The following is a 14,015-nucleotide window of genomic DNA, read 5'->3' as shown; positions in this document are numbered from 1 at the left end:
TATGGCATGTACGAGCTACCTAGCATGTCCGCATATGAGACTGCGCTAATCGTAAATGAATGGTGAACCGAACACTCCGCCGGAGGGGAAAGGCGGCCCTATAAATAGGCTGCTTTCCGTGGCGCTTGCCGCGGCAAGAGCGCGGAAATGCAACCAAGGCCTCCGCCATTCGTTGGACGCCATGCCGTCGACCTCGATACGCAAGTTCGACTATGACCCGAACAACATGGTTCTCTCAGTCTGGTTTGTAGCCAGCGGGAAGCACTACGAGTTCTTGGACGTACCGGTTGAGACCTTCACCGCGTTCAAAGCTGCCTTTGCCAAGGGCCGATATTTCAACGACCACGTCCGCAATCGCTACCCATTCCGGCTCGTGACATAGAGCTCCAGTTCCAACGGCTCGTGTTGGGGCTGATCGTGCCAAGCGATCTGGCGGAAGTCACGCATGTCGAGCCGCTGGCCGCATACCGGGCAAATCATAAAATTCTCCCGTTCGTCGGCAGGCTCGCCGCCGTGCTGCTCGCCAAGGATCGGCGGGCCAAGGTCTGACAGCTTGGTCATCTACTGCCCAGCGCTTTTGCTTCTCGTTCCAGCGTCTCCCGGTCATTGCCGTATTTTTTTATAAGTTCACGCACCTCGGGGATCGTAAGCTGAAACTTGCTGGCGAGATAACCGACCTCATATTCTTGGTCGCCTGATACCCGGTCGCGGTCGTGGAAATCACGCTTGCTCTTGTCGTCTCCCATTGGTGTTCCTCCTAGAGGTTGTCGATCCGCAACGCGCACCTGGCCGCATTGTTCATTCTTCTTGGAACTATTTTAGCTAAAGCTGATTGAATCGCGGGTGGGGTCAGTTCATGCGGTTGAAGTTCATCAAGCCGATGGAGCCGGAGCTTGTCGATAACCCACCAGAGGGTGACGACTGGATTCACGAAATAAAGTTCGACGGCTACCGCACGCAGCTCATCAAGGATGAAGGCGGCATCCGCCTGCTGACGAGGAGAGGGTACGACTGGACCGAACGGTACCAGGTTCTTGCCGACCAAGCTGCGGCGACCGAGGCCGACGATTTCATCATCGAGGGTGAAGCCATCGTGGTTGATGAGGCTGGACGCTCCGATTTCCATGCCCTGCAGTCGGCGGTCAGCAGCCGCGAGACCTATCAGGACTATTATCTCGTCGCCTTCGATTTGCTGCACCTAAACGGACACGACCTGCGCAGCATGCCGCTCGAAGACCGGCGCGAGATCCTGCAGGGCATGATCGAGGCCGGCGGCCGCATCCAATTCAGCGAGGCGATGCCCGGCACGGGTGACGCCGTTTACTACGTCGCGGACCAGACTGGACAGGAAGGCATCGTCTCGAAGCGTCGGGACAGTCTTTATCGCAGCGGCCCGACGATGAACTGGCGCAAGATCAAGTGCTACGATGAAAAGGAGATGAACATCATCGGGGTCCAGCGTGATCCGGGGCAGGCGGCAAGAGTTCTCATGGCCGACAAGGGCCGCTATGTCGGCACCGCCAACGTCAATCTTAAGTTCGACAAACGCAGGCGCCTCTGGGACCGCGTGCAGGGCAAAATCGGCGGACCAGTGCCGAAAGGCCTGAAGAGAGACAAGGCGGAATGGCTGAAGCCGGGTCTTGTCGGCCGCGTGGAGTTCCTGAAAGGTGAGGAGCAACTACGCCACGCGAAGCTGCTGGACTATCGTGAGGAATGACAACGCTGGCGACGAGGGCTCCCCCAGCGGAACAGAACCGTGTGCCTTGCGTTGTGCGGAACATCGGCACGTCTAGGAGAAGGGGCATGGTGGCGCCACGCGCGGTCTGGAAGGGCTTTCTGAGGGTCGGTTCCGTGTCATGCGGGGTGAAGATAGTTGGTGCCACAAGCGAGGCCTCCAAGATCCACTTCAAGATTTTGAACCGCAAAGACGGTTTACCCGTCAAGAGCGCTTATGTCGATGAAGAGACCGGCGATGTTGTCGAAGCCGAGGATCAGATTAAAGGCTATGAAGCGGACAAGGATGATTTCATCCACGTCGAGCCGGACGAGATCAAGAAACTGAAACTGACGTCGCAGCATACACTTGACGTCGATTCCTTCGTTCCTATTGCCGAGATCGACACACGTTATCTGGAAAAGCCATACTACTTGATCCCGGCAGATGGCGCCTCTCTGGAGGCCTTTGCCGTCCTGCGCGATGCGATGGCGAAGAAGCGCGTCGCGGCACGCTCCTGCGTCGTACTCTATCAGCGCGGGCGGGAAGTGTTGATACAGCCGCTTGAAAAAGGGATGCTGCTGACCGAGTTGCGCACCCACAATGCGATGACGTCGGAAGACACCGTCTTCGACGATGTGAAAAGCCCGAAATACGATGCGGATTTGCTCGAAATCGCTGGGCTTCTTATCGACAAGAAGGTGACGACGTTCGATCCTTCGAAATTCGAGGACACCTACGAGGATGCGTTGATTGCCATGATCGACGCCAAGCGCAAAGGCAAAAAGCCTCCGAAACCGGCGCCGAAACCCAAAGAGAACGTGGTCGACCTGGCCTCGGTTCTTCGAAAGAGCCTCGCCAACGAGGGCATCAACCAAGACCGGCCAAAGGCGAAGGGCCGCAAGTCAGCATAGTTAGAGAGGATTGATAGGCCCGACCAAGGCGGGATGGTCATTGGGCTGCTTGTTGATTAGCGTCGAGTTGACGTCGCGACCGACGCGATTGAACTGCAGTTGGCCGTCGAGGTCGTGGCTTAGGATATCTTTCAGGTAGCCCTTGGGTGTCGTCGGATCCAGCCACGCGTCGTAATAGCCTTGATCGAGAATGATCGGCTGTCGATCGTGCAAGTTCTTCATCGGCTCGCCGGCCGGCTCGGTGATGATGGTGCAACTGGTGATGTCGAGGTTCGAATTGTAGGCCCACAGGCCGGCAAACGAGAACGGCGCGTGTCCGGGCAGATAGATATGCCAAGGGTCCTTCTTGCCTTCTTGCCGTCGGCCAGCGTGGTCCATTCGTAGAAGCCATCCGCAGGAATCAGACAGCGCTTCGACTTGAATGCGTCACGGAATGCCGGGGCTGCATCGACGCCTTCAATCCTGGCGTTGAACATCGCCGCCTTGGGCATCTCTTTCGCCCAGAACGGCACGAGCCACCAGCGGCCTTCGCGGAGCTTGTGATTGCCGTCCTCGCCTACGGTGACGAAGGGGACTTCCTCCGTCGGTGCGATGTTATAGCGAGGGGCGTCATTGCGGCCGGTCTCAGCCGGCGCCGTCAGGCGGTATAGCTGGTGGATTTCGGACCAGGTCAAGTATCTGGTATAGCGGCCGCACATGCGTTGCCCCTGTTGCCTCAATGCGATGTGGACATCTCGGTCGCAGCTTCAAGGGCGTCGACCGCATCATAGACGGCTTGGCGCTTGGGCTCGATCGGCTCGCCTGGACGAAATCCCGCAAGCTCCAGCCTGGTAAAGGCAACCGTCACCGCCGCAATTAGAGCGCTCGGATTGTCCACATCGACAGCCAACCTGTCCGCCAGTATGCCGATTTGCGAATTCATGAATTCGCCGTTGCCCTCTTGCGCGGCAGTCAGAGCGCGGAGCATGGCCAATGCCGTTGGCCGGTCGGCCAATTGTGTTGCCGGGTCCAACAACAATTGCAGATCGGCTGCAACCGGACGCTTTTCGGCGGGCCAGTCAGCGCAACATGCCTCTAAGGCTGCCCGCGACGCTTCCATCCAGGCGCTCGCTGCTTCGTCCTCTTCCACTGTTGGCTCACCCTCGTCAGGGAAACTGGCATCGTCCGAACCTTCAAGCGCAAACATTCCATCTGCCGCCTCAATAGCTGTGATGCCCGCCCGGTCCAGCACCGCCTGCGCCGCAGCGATGCCGCGCGCATTCGGGCGATGCGCCCGGAATTGTCAAAAGCAGGTCCATATCTGCCTCCTGTGTCTGTCCTGCCATCAGTGAACAAAATGAGAACAAAAGAGACAAGGGCTCTTGACCTGAGAGGAATATGTTCCTCTTTTATCAGCTATAGCGCATGATCCGATCGACACGCTAGGCAAAGCGACCCGGCACAATATGCTGGTGAAAGCAGAGTGCAGTTGCGGCAATGTCCGCTACTGCCGGTCGGCCGACTTAATGATGGTCTACGGAGGCGGCGTCGATCCGCAGACGCTGAAGTTCGATTGCAGTCGATGCAAACCGCAGATCAAAATTACCCTCATGGAGGTGCATCCGGAGCACTTGCCTAAGCGCTTGATGATTCACAAGCCGATGAAGGTCGACGGCAAAATGATTTGGTACACCGAGCGCTTCAGAGGATGAGAAAAACCCGGCTAACATCTGGCCGCCCGCGAAATTTTCTATGTCAATTGCGGGCATACGATGTGCTGAAATCCCCCGATCTCAGCTCTGTAAATTTCTGAATTTCAGAAAGGGTCTCGGGGAATTTCTGCGCGAGGAATCGGACGACGCGCACGTTTTCCAGCAGATGGTTAAGATACCTCCCTGTCGAAATGTGCTCTAGGGCCAAAACTCCGTAGTGCTTCATTGTATTTCGAACGCGTTTGCTAAGATCTTCGAATTCGGTTTTCAACGCCGCCAATTGCGCATCGGTGAGGCGGGCAAATTTCCATCCGGGATTCGATGAATCGGCCAACTGCGATTGTGAACTCAGGGCGACGGCCATCTTCGCGTAGTTATAGGTTACCCTGTTCATGGCGATCATAAGTTTGGTGACTTCAAGCTGCCGAGTGGGAGCTAGCTTTCGCAGCACGCCAAAGATTTTGGGCGGCAGATAACAATCCTGGAACAGTTCAATTACTTCGGGAACAATGCCCCCTATAAGCTCTCCTCCGCCTCTGCCGACGCCACTTGTCGGCGTCCGATCATCAACCCCGAAAGTCGCCAGATCGTACGTCTCATGCAGAATTCTGGCGGCCAGCGTTCGTGGCAATGTTGCGAGATTTTGCGCAACAAGCAGGTCGCGCATTTGTTCGTCTGCCAGCAGGGGTCGAAGAATTTTGGCGACCCTACCCATCCTACGTCGCATCAGGTCGCCCTCACGAATGAAGGCGCGCTTCCTCTTGCATTCAGCTTTGTATGTTTTGAGGAAAAGCGGAGTGGTGAAAGCAGCGACCGGCTCGTCTGGCTTTCCACCCGCCAACTTGACGTGCCTTCCTCGGCTGCTTTTCAGTGTTTGATTACCCAAGGCCGAAACCATTAGCACAACTCCCGGATTGCGGTACGCTCAGCCAATGCGACAAGTGGCCCGAGCGACGTAAAAAGAAACGCGTCGAGCTTTGCCCCATTATTTGCTGTCAAACCCGCCGTCAGGTATTTCATTTCGCTTGTGGCGGCGATTAGGTAGTCTCTGATTGTCTGATTGTCGGGATTCATCCGTATTAAAACGGAAACGTCGGGCTCAGGTTTTCGCTCAGTTCCTGTCACCCATCGAGGATAGCCACAACAAGTGGCTTGGCAGCGGGAGGTTGCCATAGCGACCGTCATCTCTCCGTTAATACGGATAAGGTCGTTTTCTTCATCATGCACAGCATGTCCGCCCACATTTTCAATTGCAGTCAGCAGATTCCTGATGATCCCCGCCCGTATCGCTCGAAGGTGTTTGTTGGTCTCGAACCACGTGAAGTCCCGTCGCGGATTGTGATTAATCATGGCATAGGTTCGTAGTAGATCGCCAAAGCGCGCCGTGTATCGGGCGGCGGGCGGGCATTCCGGCGCCGCGTCGATGATTGAACGGGTTAACTTCCCGCGCCTTTCAAGAAGCTTGGATAGGGCCGCCAGCATCTGCTCCCTGCTCATGAGCACAGATTGGGCTCTCACTATGGCTTGGGCTCGGCTGAAGAGCTTTGGGTCAACAATGGCGTCGAAAGCGTTGTCTGCGCGCACCCATTGGGACGGCGGATTGAAAACCCATTTCAGCTTGAGTTTTGCCGACCGCCGGTTCCAAACATTGTGGCCGATATATTTCTCGCAGCCGATGATGTGATTCACCGATTCCCGCGTCCAGGCCCTGTTGAGATCCGTGACAATTCCACGCTTGTTGAGGAGCCTTGCTATCTCGAGCTGTGTTTTGCGGGCTCTCACGAACTGATCAAATATCAACCTTACAACGGCGATTTCCTCGGGCGGTCCGGGCACGAGGACGATCCGATCCGTCTGCAGGTTTTTGTATTCGTAGCGAGCAAGGATGCCTTTTGGTTGGCCCGCTTTATCAAGCTGCAATCGCCTTAGGCCAAGGCCAGGAATGCCCCCTTGCCAAAAACCCATTCTCACCAATCGGCATTGTCCAACGAAAACCTTCTGTGAGAGCACCCTGCTATAATCTGCCGCCATGCTCCGCTTGATTGCCTTCAGCACATCGGACCCGATGCTGCCGTCGTTTACGAATTGCTCGGCGCAATATTCGATTCGTACACCTGCAATCTGGCATCGGTATTCGTAGGAGGCACTTTCATCGATGTTCTGAAACCGGCCCCATCGGCTCACGTCGTAGACAATGACGGTTTCAAAATTCCCGAGTCTTGCTTCAATGTCGGCCAGCAGGCGTTGCAGCCCAGGGCGGCCGCCAATCTTTAGACCGCTTTTGCCCGCGTCTTCGTACGTGGCGACAATGTCGTAACCCATAATATCAGCGTAGTCGCTGATCGCGTCCTTCTGGTTCTCCATGGAATAAGTCTGGAGGTCGGTCGACCTCCGGACATACTGCGCCGCGCGGATTCTTGGCTTGAACGAGGAAGCCTTGGGAACGCCTGGATCTTTGCCCATCGTTATCGCGCCGGCACGAAGTTTCTGCGACAGTTTACTGAGACTGCCCTGCCGTTTGGTTACCAATTTGCAGACAGTTTATGTCGAATGGCTGCTCCGGGACTCAGCCTTATTTCCGGATTGAAAAACCTTATCGTTCAACGAGCGAGAAACCATGTCTTACATCGTGAGACCTCCCGCCCCCGTTCCGCCGCAATGCGATCGCACGTGGCCAGCCGTAGGGATTTCAGGCCTTCAAGGGAGACCGCACATGAACTTTCACAAAGCCATCGCCGCCGTGCTGATGACCGCAGCACTGGCAGGCTGCGCGCAGACCGAAGGCCAGCAGCGGGCCGGAACCGGCGCGCTGATCGGCGGCGCCGGCGGCGCTCTCGTCGGCCAGGCCATCGGCGGCAACACAGAAAGCACGCTCATCGGTGCGGGCGCGGGCGCCTTGCTGGGCGCGGTTGTCGGCAGCTCCACCACTCCGCAGCGTCGTGGCGAACAGATGTGCCGCTATCAGGACCGCCGCGGCCGCATCTACACTGCCCCCTGCGACGACCGTTATTACAACGGCGATTACTAAGCAGGTATCGCTGAACCCAGCGTCTTAACTCAGCCAGCGCCGCTCTGGGGAGCGGCGCAACCATGTCATTTTTTGCCCACTTGCTTGGGCTAGACTGTTCCTCGCGGCGGGTTTGGGAGGAGGTCGATGTGACGACAAGCCTTGCCGCCCTGAAAAGCCAAAGCAAACGCGCCGTGAAACGGCTCATCGGTTACGATTCCCGCAACTGGCTGCGCATCCGCCAGATCGAGGCATTCACGCTCTTTCTCGAAGCCGGCAACCGCAAGGCTTCCGACGTGATCGAGATCTCGCCCGGCTGGAACCGCTACTGGCGGGCGATGTGCCCCAATTACCGCTCGGTCGATTTTCCGGCCTTCGACATCTGCAGGGATCGCACCGACGAGCAATATTCGATCGTCATCGCCGATCAGGTGCTGGAACATGTGCGGCGGCCGCACGCGGCGGTGGAAAACATCCACGCCATGACGAGGCCCGGCGGCTGGGCGATGGTGGCGACACCTTTCCTGTTTCGCGTTCACGCCAGGCCGCACGACTACAACAGATGGACCCCCGCCGGTCTCAAGCAGCTTATGGTCGAGGGCGGCTTCGCGGAAGCCAACGTCAAGGTCCACGGCTGGGGCAACAAGGCCTGCGCCAGGGCCCATATCGGCGGCCCCGTCCGCGCCTACGGCCTGTGGCGGGATTTGAGCAATGACGAGGAATACCCGCTGATGGTCTGGGCGTTTGCGAAGAAGGCGTGAGAGGCTGACCGCCAAGGACAAAGCTAAGAGCCTTGGATCTGGCAAAGGAGGTCGACAAACGGCGGGGTTGCGCAACGCGCGCTGGCGAGACTCTGGGACGCCCTCTACGATGCCGGCGGGCGATAGCGGATGGACTTCGCCTTCCCAAGGGCTTCTATTGTCTCTTCGACGCTTAGGAGGACGGTGGTCTCGTACGAGCTGAGCGCTCCCCCCGCACCGATGGCAAGCGCGACGGACGCCATCGACACGTTATCTGGCGCCTCCCACAGGTTCCAGCCATCGCGCCCTCCGAAGGCATACCAGAACCCATGCAACTTTCCGCCCACTGACTCGATGTAAGAACGGGCCGCCTCGCGTCGATCCTCGGGGTTTTGGATCAAGCGCGCCCATGTCTCGGGCGTATAGCTGAATCGGGAGAGATACATGGGCATGGTTCACCTCCAAAGTCGCCGCTTGACCAGCTTACGGGTAGGCTCGCCGGCCGACGAAATATGCGCTCAAGCTAATGGAAGCGCAACGTCCCGGCTATTCGCAGCCAGGCCCCCGCGAGTTTCAGATTTGGATGTACCGCCGAGCCTTCCAATCGAACGACACGCCGGCCGGGGTCTGAAAACATCGCGCCGGCTTTTTTTGTGCCTTCGTGCCGGGCCTGCTGACGCTTGGCCTTCCTCATCCTCGGCAAGTCCTGCGTTTGGGTCTTGAACTCGCCGCAAGCTAAATTAGCTAGGACGTAGTTGGTGTTCACGTCCGGGCCTTACAAGCCAAGGGCACGCTTGTGCTCGATCACCCAACGGCGTTGCGGCGGTGGAAGGGCTCGCCACACAGACAGCATGGCGCGACGTTGTGGTGGGTGGCGTGCTAGGAAAGCCATTAGTTAGGCTGAGAATTTTGGACCATAGAGGATAGGGTCTAATTGTACCCGAGCAGATGGCGAAGCCCAACTATCGGCAGATAAACGGTCCAAATCATGCCGATGGCGGCGGCAACGCCAAGGCCGATTGCGGGAGCCCAAGCCTTCCAGTGCATCTGGAGCCGCGCCGCTATTTCAGTCAAACTGTCTTCCATTGATCGCTCCCCAAGTCGATTCGAAGGCGAGAATGCCAATGAACTCCAAGACTGCCGCTCTTGCAATCACCGCAAGTGTTTGCATCGCGGGTTTCGCCTATTCCAGCGGTCACAAGGCCGGTCGGGTGTCCCAATTGAAGGACACCGTGTCGGCTTACAACCGACGCATGGGGATTGACAAGGCCAACAGCCTCGGCCGCGTCGATCTCTGCCTGGAGCTTGGTGGCCTACTTGATGAATGCGAGCGGATAGACCGCTGATCTGCTGAACGGCTGATTTCAACCCTCCCACCTTTATTGCCGACAAGCGGCAATCGGCTCGCTGAGGTAGTGTGCTGAGAGTTCAGCAAATTCGCTGAGAGAGGGCGGTCATGGCAGGCTGGTGATGTTCAACGTCACCTGATTCCCGCGAAGGAACGCCACGCGCTGGCGGCCGAGCATGCGCTGCCGGTGCGTGGCTATGTCTCTTGTGCCGTCGACTGTCCCTATGAAGGCCCGATCGACCCCGGCGCGGTCGCGAAAGTCGTCGCGCGTCTGCGCGATCTCGGCTGCGTGGAAATCGCCGTCGCCGACACCATCGGCAAGGCGACGCCCGAACGTGTGCATGCGATGGTTCTGGCCGCGCTCGAAGAGGCGGCGCCTGGGCTGCTCGCCGGCCATTTCCACGATACCGGTGGTATGGCGCTGGCCAATGTCGATGTCGCCTGGGATCTCGGGCTCAGGATCTTCGATTCCGCGGCGGGCGGCCTTGGCGGATGCCCCTACGCACCCGGTGCCGCCGGCAATCTTGGCAGCGGCGCGCTGGTCGCGCACTTTGCGTCGAAAGGGATCGCCACCTGCATAAACCGCGAATTGCTGGCCGACACCGAAACCATGCTCGAGGCTATGTTCATCAGCGAGCGATGACGGCCAAGGCAACAAGCCACCCACCTTCGCCATGCTGACGACGGAACCCGGGCCTGACGTGGCGCCCATCCACAATCGCCAGATTGTGGTGCTTCGCCCTGAGGACTAGGCCGCATGGATTTACCTCACCAAATCCGAGACAGAGCTTTTGCAGGCCCTGCCGGCCGGGTCGTTGGCGGTAGAGACCGTACGACAGGGCAGCGACTGACTGCGGCTCTTGCGCCAACCCGTCACTCGTCAACACGGATTGAAGAGATGCGAGGCGTCGAACAGGATCGCAAGAAATCGCGCCTGCTATGTTCGCAGTTTGCGAATCAGCCGATATGCCGCACAAAGATGCCAGCCAATACGAGCCGGGATGGTGATCTGACGCAATGTGCAGGTCGCAAGAGGATGAGCCGTGACGCAGAAGGGGATCACTCTCAAAGACGTGGCTGCCGCAGCCAACGTATCGCGCGCGACAGCTGCTCGGGCGCTCAACAGCTATGGCTACGTTGGTGACGAGACGGCGCTGCGCGTGTTGGCGGCGGCGGAAAGACTGGGCTATCGGGCGAACCTCGTTGCCCAGGCGCTGCGCAGTGGACAGTTGCCGATCGTCGGCTTCGTGCCGGGCGACATACAGAACCCTTTCTTCGCCCGAATCGCTCACGACATCGAGGTGGAACTGCGCAAGCACCGCCATAATCTCCTTATCGCCAGCAGCGAGGAGAATGTAGAACAGGAAAAAGAATTGCTTGAGAGCCTGCGCTCGCTCAGCATTCGTGGCTTCATCCTTGCCCCAACGTCTGCGACCGACAGCGAGCACATCGTGCAACTGGCACGCGAAGGCGCACCGATCGTGCTCATCGACCGCGTGGTAAAGGATCTGCAATGCGACAGCGTCGTCGTCGACAACGAGGGCGGGGCGCGCGAGGCAGTTGACTATCTCGTTAGCAATGGTCACGACCGGATCGGTCTTCTGCGCGACGAGTCACGCATCTTCACGGCACAGGAGCGCCTGGCTGGCTACCAAAACTCACTCCAGTCGCATAGGATCGCAATCGATGAAGCGCTCATCGGCATATCGCGCTCGACCGTCGAGCATGCCATCGAAGCCACGATCCGCCTGTTCAGCCGGCGCAATCGTCCAACCGCACTGTTCACGGTTGACAGCCTCATGACGCAAGGCGCGCTTCTTGGCCTGCGTTCAATGGGGCTCTCGATTCCCCATGATGTGTCGGTGGTTGGATTCGATGACTTCAATCTCGCCACCTTCACCGATCCGCAGATAACGGTCGTGGCGCAACCCATCTCAGAGATCGGACCGCTCGCTGCCAGATACCTGCTGGAGCGGCTGGCCGGCAAAAAGATTGCACCGCGGCGTACCCGATTTCAGACTCGCTTGATCGTGCGCGGATCGGTTGCCCGGCGTACCAAGCGCTAATCGGCGATTCCTCATTTCCGGAAAATTTCGTCTCAAGGACTTGCCATTGGCGAAATTGCGTGCCCATTATTGCTTGTGAGATCGATCTCACATCGAAAAAACGAATTGGACGGCACACCGATGCCTGACGCGAGGCAGAGGCCTGTCGCATGCGAATACAAGGAAAACGTCATGCTGAACTTCGATAGGGACCGCTTCGTACAGATCCAAAGCGGGGCCGTCGCCGTCGCAGGTGAGGTCCGCTCACTGATGCGCACACTGCGGGCGGACGGCGTCGAGCGGCTGTTTTTCATGGGCACCGGCGGCGTGCAGTTTCTAACCTTGCCAGCGATCGAGCTGGCGCAGCGCTGTTCCACATTCCCGGTGAGCGGTGCCTATCCGGCGCAGGTCGTGATCGATCCGCCCGCCGGTCTCGACAGCAAGGCCGTGGTGGTCATCCCGTCCTTGTCGGGCACGACCAAGGAAGGCGTCGAGCTCATGGCCTTCCTGAAAAAACGCGGCGTGCGCACGATCTCGCTTACCGGCCATTCGGATACGCCGATCGCGCGGGAGGCTGACCACAATTTCACGAACTTCGCCGAAGACGACACCTCGTCGGAATCCTTCTACCTTCAGACGCTGCTGATAGTCCTGGCCCTGCTGGAAGAGCGCGGCGAATACGATGATTTTGATGGCACTGTCGCCGAACTCAAACTGCTGCCGGACCTGCTTGCCGACGCCAAGGCTGCCTTTGAGGACAAGGCGGCCGAACTGGCCCAGACGATCAAGGACGACACCTATCACATCTTCACCGGCGCCGGCTCGGTGTGGCCGCAGGCACACTATTACGGCATGTGCATCCTCGAAGAGATGCAGTGGATTCGCACCCGCCCGGTGCACGCCGCCGACTTCTTCCACGGTACGCTCGAGCTGGTCGAGCCGGGCGTCAGCGTTTTTGTGTTCAAGGGCGAGGATGCCCTTCGGCCCTTGACCGACCGGGTCGAGAACTTCGCCAGGCGTTACACGGACCGCGTTCGCACGCTGGATGCGGCCTCGGTCAAGTTGCCGGGCATCTCCGCAAAAGTCCGCGGCATGATCTCGCCGGTTCTGCTCGCCACCTTGCTCGAGCGGCTGAGCGCCCATCTCGAGGTGCTGCGCAACCACCCGCTGACCACCCGTCGCTACTACAAACGCGTTGAATATTGATCCCTCTCACCTCTGAAGGAGCTATCTATGAAACGTTCGCTGCAAGTCGTGGCGGTCACGGTGGCCGCTGTATCATCATTGGGATTGTCGATAGGCGGCAGTTCCGCCGCTTCGCCGGTTGTCGCGGCCGACCCCACCGCCAAGGTGGAATACACCGGCACGCTGTCGGTCCTGACCAAGTTCGGGCTGCAACAGCTGTCACCCTATTTCGTCAACCTGGCGCAGGCCTTTCAAAAGCTCCATCCGGATGTGAAGGTCGAACTTATCCAGGAGAGCGACGACAGCGTGAAGGGCAAGACCAAGACGCTGGTCGCTTCCAACTCGCTGCCCGATATCTATTTCTCCTGGACAGGCAGCTGGGGCGGCAATTTCGTGCGCGGCAATCGCGCCGTTGATCTCACGCCCGTCATTGGTCCCGATACCGAGTGGGGCAAGTCGCTGTCTCCGGCCGCCGTCAAGGCGTTCGAATACAACGGCAGGTTCTATGGCATTCCGCTTTACCAGGACGCCAAGTTCATGGGCTACAACAAGCAGATCTTCGCCAAGCTCGGCCTCAAGGCACCCGCCACTTTCGAGGAATTGCTGACCAACTGCGACGCCATCCGCAAATCCGGCGCGACACCGATCTCCTTCGGCAACAAGGAGGCCTGGCCGGCAATACACTTTGCAGGCCAGCTGCTCGCCTACAACGTGCCGCAGGCAACGCTGGAACGGGACTTCGATCCGGCCACCGCCCAATACAGCGATCCGGGCTATATCGCAGCACTCAAGCAGTTCAGCCAGCTTGTCGAGCGCTGCACCGATGGCGCCGGCGTCAACGGCACATCCTATGCCTCGGCTCTCCAGGCCTTCACCAACGCGCAGTCGGCCATGTACTACCAGGAGATCATCGAGTTCGATCAGGCCGCCACGCCGGAGTCAGCGTTAAAGCCCGCCGATTTCGGATTCTTCCGGCTGCCGGTGGCCGGCGGCGCCAAGGGTGACCCCAAGTCAATCGAGGGCGCGCCGGAGGGCTACATGATCAATGCGGCGTCGAAGAACATCCCGCTGGCGATCGAATTCATGAAGTTCGTGACCTCGAAGGAAAACGCGCAGGTGCTTTCCGCGCCACCCTATGGCCAGCCGAGCGCCACCATCGGCGGCGCCTCGGAATCGAACATGAGCGCGGCTGTGGTCGACGGCCTCAAGGATATCAACGCCGCCTCATACCTCATGCCCTGGCTGGATACGGCCAACCCACCGCGCGTCGCCGCCGTCTGGCTGTCCAGCCTGCAGGCGCTGGCGGGCGGCTCGATGACGCCCGAGCAAGTGATGGACGAGGTGCGCAAAGCCGCATCCGCGGCCAAATAA

19 protein-coding genes and 2 pseudogenes are annotated in these 14,015 nt (G+C 58.8%); 12 read left to right on the top strand and 9 right to left on the bottom strand.

Annotation, left to right across the window (positions count from 1 at the left end; translation table 11 throughout):
- Positions 1-55 precede the first annotated feature (55 nt).
- Positions 56-382 (top strand): KTSC domain-containing protein, encoded by a 327-nt coding sequence (locus tag NKI66_RS30855; protein WP_352679891.1) that lies wholly within the window; start codon positions 56-58, stop codon positions 380-382.
- Here the strand turns inward: NKI66_RS30855 and NKI66_RS30850 are convergent.
- Together NKI66_RS30850 and NKI66_RS30845 are read right to left on the bottom strand one after the other, a co-directional pair.
- The gene (locus NKI66_RS30850; protein ID WP_352679889.1) at positions 358-561 is read right to left on the bottom strand and encodes a hypothetical protein; all 204 of its coding nucleotides are present in this window, start codon (positions 559-561) and stop codon (positions 358-360) included. The genes NKI66_RS30855 and NKI66_RS30850 overlap by 25 nt on opposite strands.
- Positions 558-746: a DUF3606 domain-containing protein gene (locus tag NKI66_RS30845; RefSeq protein ID WP_352679887.1), complete on the bottom strand. Its 189-nt coding sequence runs from the start codon at positions 744-746 to the stop codon at positions 558-560. Before NKI66_RS30845 ends, NKI66_RS30850 begins: the two co-directional genes overlap by 4 nt.
- Before the next feature lie 110 nt (positions 747-856).
- On the opposite strand from NKI66_RS30845, the gene NKI66_RS30840 reads away from it, so the two are divergent.
- On the top strand, positions 857-1,717 hold the full coding sequence (locus NKI66_RS30840) for an ATP-dependent DNA ligase (RefSeq protein ID WP_352753848.1): 861 nt from the start codon (positions 857-859) through the stop codon (positions 1,715-1,717).
- Between the two features lie 86 nt (positions 1,718-1,803).
- Positions 1,804-2,628, top strand: coding sequence for a non-homologous end joining protein Ku (gene ku / locus NKI66_RS30835; protein ID WP_352753847.1), 825 nt, complete (start codon positions 1,804-1,806; stop codon positions 2,626-2,628).
- Here ku and NKI66_RS30830 read toward each other — a convergent pair whose 3' ends face one another.
- The 3 genes and pseudogenes from NKI66_RS30830 to NKI66_RS30820 all read right to left on the bottom strand — a co-directional run bounded on the left by NKI66_RS30830 (position 2,629) and on the right by NKI66_RS30820 (position 3,814).
- Complete coding sequence (locus NKI66_RS30830; RefSeq protein ID WP_352753846.1) at positions 2,629-3,006, bottom strand: SOS response-associated peptidase family protein; 378 nt, start codon at positions 3,004-3,006, stop codon at positions 2,629-2,631.
- Positions 3,007-3,056: 50 nt separating this feature from the next.
- Positions 3,057-3,326 (bottom strand): annotated as a pseudogene (locus NKI66_RS30825) (SOS response-associated peptidase family protein); the annotation flags it as partial.
- Between the two features lie 17 nt (positions 3,327-3,343).
- The gene (locus NKI66_RS30820; protein ID WP_352679876.1) at positions 3,344-3,814 is read right to left on the bottom strand and encodes a hypothetical protein; all 471 of its coding nucleotides are present in this window, start codon (positions 3,812-3,814) and stop codon (positions 3,344-3,346) included.
- Between the two features lie 259 nt (positions 3,815-4,073).
- Between NKI66_RS30820 and NKI66_RS30815 the strand changes: the two genes are divergently transcribed.
- Positions 4,074-4,319 carry a hypothetical protein gene (locus NKI66_RS30815; RefSeq protein WP_352679873.1) on the top strand — a complete coding sequence of 82 codons (246 nt, stop codon included), beginning with the start codon at positions 4,074-4,076 and terminating at the stop codon, positions 4,317-4,319.
- 43 nt (positions 4,320-4,362) lie between these two features.
- On the opposite strand, the gene NKI66_RS30810 is transcribed toward NKI66_RS30815, so the two are convergent.
- Both NKI66_RS30810 and NKI66_RS30805 read right to left on the bottom strand, forming a co-directional pair.
- The gene (locus tag NKI66_RS30810) at positions 4,363-5,217 is read right to left on the bottom strand and encodes a plasmid partitioning protein RepB C-terminal domain-containing protein (RefSeq protein ID WP_352679870.1); all 855 of its coding nucleotides are present in this window, start codon (positions 5,215-5,217) and stop codon (positions 4,363-4,365) included.
- The gene (locus NKI66_RS30805) at positions 5,217-6,782 is read right to left on the bottom strand and encodes a recombinase family protein (RefSeq protein ID WP_352753845.1); all 1,566 of its coding nucleotides are present in this window, start codon (positions 6,780-6,782) and stop codon (positions 5,217-5,219) included. Before NKI66_RS30805 ends, NKI66_RS30810 begins: the two co-directional genes overlap by 1 nt.
- 250 nt (positions 6,783-7,032) lie before the next feature.
- On the opposite strand from NKI66_RS30805, the gene NKI66_RS30800 reads away from it, so the two are divergent.
- Both NKI66_RS30800 and NKI66_RS30795 read left to right on the top strand, forming a co-directional pair.
- On the top strand, positions 7,033-7,347 hold the full coding sequence (locus tag NKI66_RS30800) for a YMGG-like glycine zipper-containing protein (RefSeq protein ID WP_027040217.1): 315 nt from the start codon (positions 7,033-7,035) through the stop codon (positions 7,345-7,347).
- A gap of 128 nt (positions 7,348-7,475) precedes the next feature.
- A complete protein-coding gene (locus tag NKI66_RS30795; RefSeq protein WP_128304605.1) occupies positions 7,476-8,087 on the top strand; it encodes a class I SAM-dependent methyltransferase in 612 nt (203 codons plus the stop codon).
- A gap of 104 nt (positions 8,088-8,191) precedes the next feature.
- Here the strand turns inward: NKI66_RS30795 and NKI66_RS30790 are convergent, their stop codons facing one another.
- The gene (locus NKI66_RS30790) at positions 8,192-8,518 is read right to left on the bottom strand and encodes a GYD domain-containing protein (protein WP_352679864.1); all 327 of its coding nucleotides are present in this window, start codon (positions 8,516-8,518) and stop codon (positions 8,192-8,194) included.
- Between the two features lie 478 nt (positions 8,519-8,996).
- Positions 8,997-9,152 (bottom strand): hypothetical protein, encoded by a 156-nt coding sequence (locus NKI66_RS30785; RefSeq protein WP_352679861.1) that lies wholly within the window; start codon positions 9,150-9,152, stop codon positions 8,997-8,999.
- A gap of 32 nt (positions 9,153-9,184) precedes the next feature.
- On the opposite strand from NKI66_RS30785, the gene NKI66_RS30780 reads away from it, so the two are divergent.
- From NKI66_RS30780 to NKI66_RS30755, 6 genes and pseudogenes are all read left to right on the top strand, one after another.
- Complete coding sequence (locus NKI66_RS30780; protein WP_352679858.1) at positions 9,185-9,412, top strand: hypothetical protein; 228 nt, start codon at positions 9,185-9,187, stop codon at positions 9,410-9,412.
- Between the two features lie 189 nt (positions 9,413-9,601).
- Complete coding sequence (locus NKI66_RS30775; RefSeq protein ID WP_352753844.1) at positions 9,602-10,057, top strand: hydroxymethylglutaryl-CoA lyase-like TIM-barrel protein; 456 nt, start codon at positions 9,602-9,604, stop codon at positions 10,055-10,057.
- A pseudogene (locus tag NKI66_RS30770) lies at positions 10,056-10,265 on the top strand (SOS response-associated peptidase family protein); the annotation flags it as partial. The gene NKI66_RS30775 and the pseudogene NKI66_RS30770, both read left to right, overlap by 2 nt.
- Before the next feature lie 192 nt (positions 10,266-10,457).
- Positions 10,458-11,480: a LacI family DNA-binding transcriptional regulator gene (locus NKI66_RS30765; RefSeq protein ID WP_352679852.1), complete on the top strand. Its 1,023-nt coding sequence runs from the start codon at positions 10,458-10,460 to the stop codon at positions 11,478-11,480.
- A gap of 171 nt (positions 11,481-11,651) precedes the next feature.
- Positions 11,652-12,665 (top strand): SIS domain-containing protein, encoded by a 1,014-nt coding sequence (locus NKI66_RS30760; RefSeq protein WP_352753843.1) that lies wholly within the window; start codon positions 11,652-11,654, stop codon positions 12,663-12,665.
- Positions 12,666-12,692: 27 nt separating this feature from the next.
- The gene (locus NKI66_RS30755) at positions 12,693-14,015 is read left to right on the top strand and encodes an ABC transporter substrate-binding protein (protein WP_352753842.1); all 1,323 of its coding nucleotides are present in this window, start codon (positions 12,693-12,695) and stop codon (positions 14,013-14,015) included.

It is taken from the genome of Mesorhizobium sp. M0518 (genome assembly GCF_040321125.1).
Taxonomy (GTDB): Bacteria; Pseudomonadota; Alphaproteobacteria; order Rhizobiales; family Rhizobiaceae; genus Mesorhizobium.
The sequence above is the reverse complement of the archived record's forward strand: the minus strand, read 5'-3'. Positions and strand labels throughout refer to the sequence as shown.